The organism is Pseudonocardia sp., from assembly GCF_050246655.1.
Classification (GTDB): domain Bacteria; phylum Actinomycetota; class Actinomycetes; order Mycobacteriales; family Pseudonocardiaceae; genus Pseudonocardia.
In genome coordinates this window covers 1-3,270 of the sequence record NZ_JBFWVQ010000229.1, presented here as the reverse complement: position 1 = coordinate 3,270, position 3,270 = coordinate 1, and the positions used below count along the sequence as shown (strand labels likewise).

The following is a 3,270-nucleotide window of genomic DNA, read 5'->3' as shown; positions in this document are numbered from 1 at the left end:
CATCATGCGCGCGCCGCGGGTGGCGGCCCGCTGCAGGGCGGCCAGCACCTCGTCGCGGGGCGCGCCGTCCCAGGCCGGGGCGTAGCCGGGGACCACGACGGTGTCGGCGCCCTCGAGGGCCTCCAGGCCGTGCTCGATCGCGAGGCTGAACCCGTCGTAGGTCGGGACGAGCGCCTCGCCGGATCCGCAGACCGTGAACTCGTAGAGATCGGGCCGCAGATCCAGGTTCGGACCGTGCCCGAAGATCTGCAGCGCGCAGGTCAGGTCGAAGGTGACCAGGCCGGGCAGGGCGAGCGCGATCACACGATGACGCATGGACGGACCCTTCTGCGCGGCTTGGCGGGAAAACAAGGGTAGTTGGCGTCCGGCCATCTCGCCGCCGGCTCGGGCGGCGGCCACGGTGCAATCACCGCAATCACCGCAATCACCGCAGTCACCGCAGTCACCGCAGTCACCGCAGTCACCGACGGTGACACCGCCACCGTGGCGCCGATCCCCGCGATCACCCCGGAGGAACCGCCATGACCACCACCGAATCCATTCCCGCCTGGACGCTGCAGGGCGACTGGTTCGATGTCTGCTCCTGCACCACCCCCTGCCCGTGCACGTTCGCGCAGTCGCCCACGAACAACACGTGCACGGCGATCTTCGCCTACCGGATCACCGGCGGCCGGTACGGCGACACCGAGCTGGCCGGGCTCAATGTGGGCGCCGTGCTGACGTTCGAAGGCAACATCTGGGGCGGCGAGACGTCGTGCACCCTGGGATTGCTCGTCGACGACCGCGCGGACCCGCAGCAGATGCAGGCACTTCTCGCGATATTCGGCGGGGCCGCAGGCGGCTGGCCGGCAATGTTCGCATCCCTGATCGGGGACTTCCGCGGCGTCGAGGTCGCCCCGATGCGCATCGAGATCGCGGAGGACCTCTCGAGCTGGAGCGTCGAGGTGTCGGGCTGGTACAGCGCGACGTCCTCGGCGCTCACCGGACCGACGTCGGATCCGACGAAGCGGGTCCAGCTCCTCAACGCTCCGGGCGCCGAGGTCGGGCCGGCCGAGCACAGCGTGACGACCTGGGGTGTGGGCGAGGTGCGCCAGGCGGCGGCCGGGCTGTTCGGTGGCCTCAGCGTCGAGATGGCCACGACCTCGAGCAAACACATCCCGTTCGACTGGTCCGGCCCGGGCTCGTGACCACCACCGCATCGCGCGGCGGTACGACGCGCGTCCGAGACCCGCTCCGGCGGGCGCAGATCACGATCTGGCTCGCGCTGGTCGTCCTCACGGCTGCGGCATGGGTCCTGCTCATCCGGCACTCGGCGGACACCGGCCAGTCGGCGGGCATGACACCCCCGATGGGGATGGGCGCCCTGCCGTTCCTCGGTGTGTGGCTCGCCATGGTGGTCGCGATGATGTTCCCGTCCGCGGCTCCGATGATCCTGATGTTCGCGCGGATCGCGGCGAATCGGGGATCGAGCGGCAGACCGTCGGCTCCGACGGCATTCTTCGTTGCGGGCTATGTCCTGGTGTGGTCCGTGATCGGGGTCGCCGCCTTCCTGCTCGCCGCGGGCGCCGAACAGCTCGCGAGGCGGGTCGACGTGGTCGCCGACCATGCCGGTCAGATCGGTGCGCTGCTCATCGTCGTCGCCGGCGCGTACCAGTTCAGTGCGCTGAAGGATCGATGCATGACGGGGTGCCGCTCGCCGCTGGCGTTCCTCTCCCGGCATTGGCGGGAGGGCGCACGTGCTGCGATCGCCATGGGTGCCCACCACGGCGTGATCTGCGCGGGCTGCTGCTGGGCGCTGATGGCGATCATGTTCCCGCTCGGGATGATGAACGTCGTCGCTCTCGGTGCGGTGACGGCGTTCATCTACGCGGAGAAGGTTCTCCCGGCCGGACGGATCCTGCGGTTCGGCGCGGGCGTCGTCCTCGTCGCCCTCGGTCTCGCAGCCCTCGCCGATCCCGGCCTGCTGCCCGGTGGGATCGCGCAGACATGCGACGGCGCGGTGCACCTGGCCGGCACCACGACGCACATGCACCAGCCGGTGTGCTGAGGCCCGGCGGCGACGACGGCCGACACCTCGCGGCTACGGCCGGGTGAGCAGGCAGGTCTCGAAGAACGCCGCCGTCGCGAGGTGGTGGGCGTGGCCCGCCCGGTGTGCGTCCAGGCAGTGCCCGGCGGCCCGCTGCACCGTCACCGTCGCACCCTCGACGGTCTTGAGCGCGGCGATGGCCTGGGCCTGCGCGTGCTCGTCGGAGGCCCAGATGCCGTCGAGCTCCGGCAGGACGTGCAGCACCGGCACCCGGATGTCGGCGGCCACGTCGGGCATCGTCTCGTGCCAGGTGACCGCGCCGCGCAGCTCCTCGACCGGGATCGGGTGCAGGTCCTCACCCGCCTCCCGCCGCACGACCGGATCCACCAGCCGCGGATCGGCGGCGAACATGATCTGGTCGCGGGCCTCGTTCGGGACCGCCACGCGCGGGTCCTCGCCGATCAGCGAGCCCCACATCTCGAGGATCCCGGGACGCCACACCATGCCCATGCCCGAGGCCATGATCCCGCGCAGCGGGACGTCGATCTCACCCGCTGCGACCATCATCGCGATCATGCCGCCGATGGAGTGACCGATGAGGAAGGCGGGCAGGCCCTCGCCGCGCTCGGCGTGCAGCCGGGCCACCACCGCCCGCAGGAGCGCGGCCTGGGCGGGGAACCCGCACTCCGCGGGGGCGATGCCGGCGGCCGCACCGTAGCCGGGGCGGTCGAGGGCGATCATCCGGTAGCCCAGCGTCGCGTAGGTGCGAAGCGCCGAGGCGCGCGGGGCCGAGCGCAGGTCGTAGTAGCGGCTGGAGTACGAGCCGCCGTGCAGCGCGAACACGATCGCCCGGGCCGGCGCGTCCGGCTCGGCCATCCGTCCGCTCAACCGCCGCCCGTCCACGTCGATCTCGATGGTCGATACCGCTGGCATCATCGCCTCCGTTGTCCGACATTAATGTCGAACTATGGACATATCTGTCGGACCTGGCAATAGACCGATCGGTGGAAGGCCCGCGAGGCGACCGGCCACATGCTCACCCTGTGACGAACGTGAGCGTCGTCCGTGCCGCGCATGCCGCGTCGACGGGTCGCGCCGGGTCCGCGAGGAAGGCCTGCATGATCGTCATCGCGCAGGGGTGCTTGTCCAGCACCGAGTGCCCCGTGAACGGGAACTCGACGTACTGCGAGCGCGTGAGGCCCGGCCGGACGATGTCGACCCACCCGGGGGCGGTGGCCGCGTCG

General features: G+C 71.1%; 4 protein-coding genes and 1 pseudogene. 2 read left to right on the top strand and 3 right to left on the bottom strand.

What is annotated here, in order from left to right; genetic code table 11:
- A pseudogene (locus AB7J25_RS30595) lies at positions 1–315 on the bottom strand (AraC family transcriptional regulator); the annotation flags it as partial.
- A gap of 206 nt (positions 316–521) precedes the next feature.
- Between AB7J25_RS30595 and AB7J25_RS30590 the strand changes: the two are divergent.
- Positions 522–1,187 carry a DUF1326 domain-containing protein gene (locus AB7J25_RS30590; RefSeq protein ID WP_428514861.1) on the top strand — a complete coding sequence of 222 codons (666 nt, stop codon included), beginning with the start codon at positions 522–524 and terminating at the stop codon, positions 1,185–1,187.
- On the top strand, positions 1,184–2,047 hold the full coding sequence (locus AB7J25_RS30585) for a DUF2182 domain-containing protein (protein WP_428514859.1): 864 nt from the start codon (positions 1,184–1,186) through the stop codon (positions 2,045–2,047). The genes AB7J25_RS30590 and AB7J25_RS30585 overlap by 4 nt, the downstream gene beginning before the upstream one ends.
- A gap of 33 nt (positions 2,048–2,080) precedes the next feature.
- Here the strand turns inward: AB7J25_RS30585 and AB7J25_RS30580 are convergent, their stop codons facing one another.
- On the bottom strand, positions 2,081–2,959 hold the full coding sequence (locus tag AB7J25_RS30580; RefSeq protein WP_428514857.1) for an alpha/beta hydrolase: 879 nt from the start codon (positions 2,957–2,959) through the stop codon (positions 2,081–2,083).
- 103 nt (positions 2,960–3,062) lie between these two features.
- Positions 3,063–3,270, bottom strand: a 208-nt coding sequence (locus AB7J25_RS30575; protein WP_428514855.1) for an alpha/beta hydrolase, incomplete at its 5' end; no start/stop codon positions are given.

What these genes read in the sequence shown, in the direction of transcription:
- AB7J25_RS30580 (WP_428514857.1), bottom strand. Translation starts at nt 2,959, where the DNA reads ATGCCAGCGGTATCGACCATCGAGATCGACGTGGACGGGCGGCGGTTG.
- AB7J25_RS30590 (WP_428514861.1), top strand. Translation starts at nt 522, where the DNA reads ATGACCACCACCGAATCCATTCCCGCCTGGACGCTGCAGGGCGACTGG.